Raw genomic sequence first — 467 nt, 5'->3', positions numbered from 1 at the left:
CTTCACGCCCGTACGGAAACCGGGGTCGAGACCCAGCGTCGCCCGCGTGCCCGCCGGGGCGGCCAGCAGCAGGTCGCGCAGGTTCGCCGCGAAGACCCGCACCGCCTCGTCCTCGGCGGCCGTCCGCAGCCGCAGCCTGAGGTCGATGCCGAGGTGGACCAGGATGCGGGTGCGCCAGGCCCAGCGGACCGTGTCCCCCAGCCACTTGTCGCCCGGGCGCCCCCGGTCGGCGATCCCGAACCGGTGCGCGACGATCCCCTCGTACGACGACGGCCCGTCGACGGGCTCCTCCGGCTCCAGGACGAGGTCGAGGACCTCCTCCTTCTCACCGCGCAGCATCGCCAGCACCCGGTGCGAGGGCAGTTCCGTGAACGGCTCGGCGAAGTCGAAGTAGTCGGCGAACTTCGCGCCCGCCTCCTCCTTGCCCTCCCTGACCTTCGCGGCCAGCCGCCCGCGCACCCACATCC

1 pseudogene is annotated in these 467 nt (G+C 73.4%); it reads right to left on the bottom strand.

The window, feature by feature from the left end:
- Positions 1-467 (bottom strand): annotated as a pseudogene (locus LPA41_RS41040) (RNA-binding transcriptional accessory protein); the annotation flags it as partial.

The organism is Actinoplanes sp. DH11, from assembly GCF_020873875.1.
GTDB lineage: Bacteria > Actinomycetota > Actinomycetes > Mycobacteriales > Micromonosporaceae > Actinoplanes.
The sequence above is the reverse complement of the archived record's forward strand: the minus strand, read 5'-3'. Positions and strand labels throughout refer to the sequence as shown.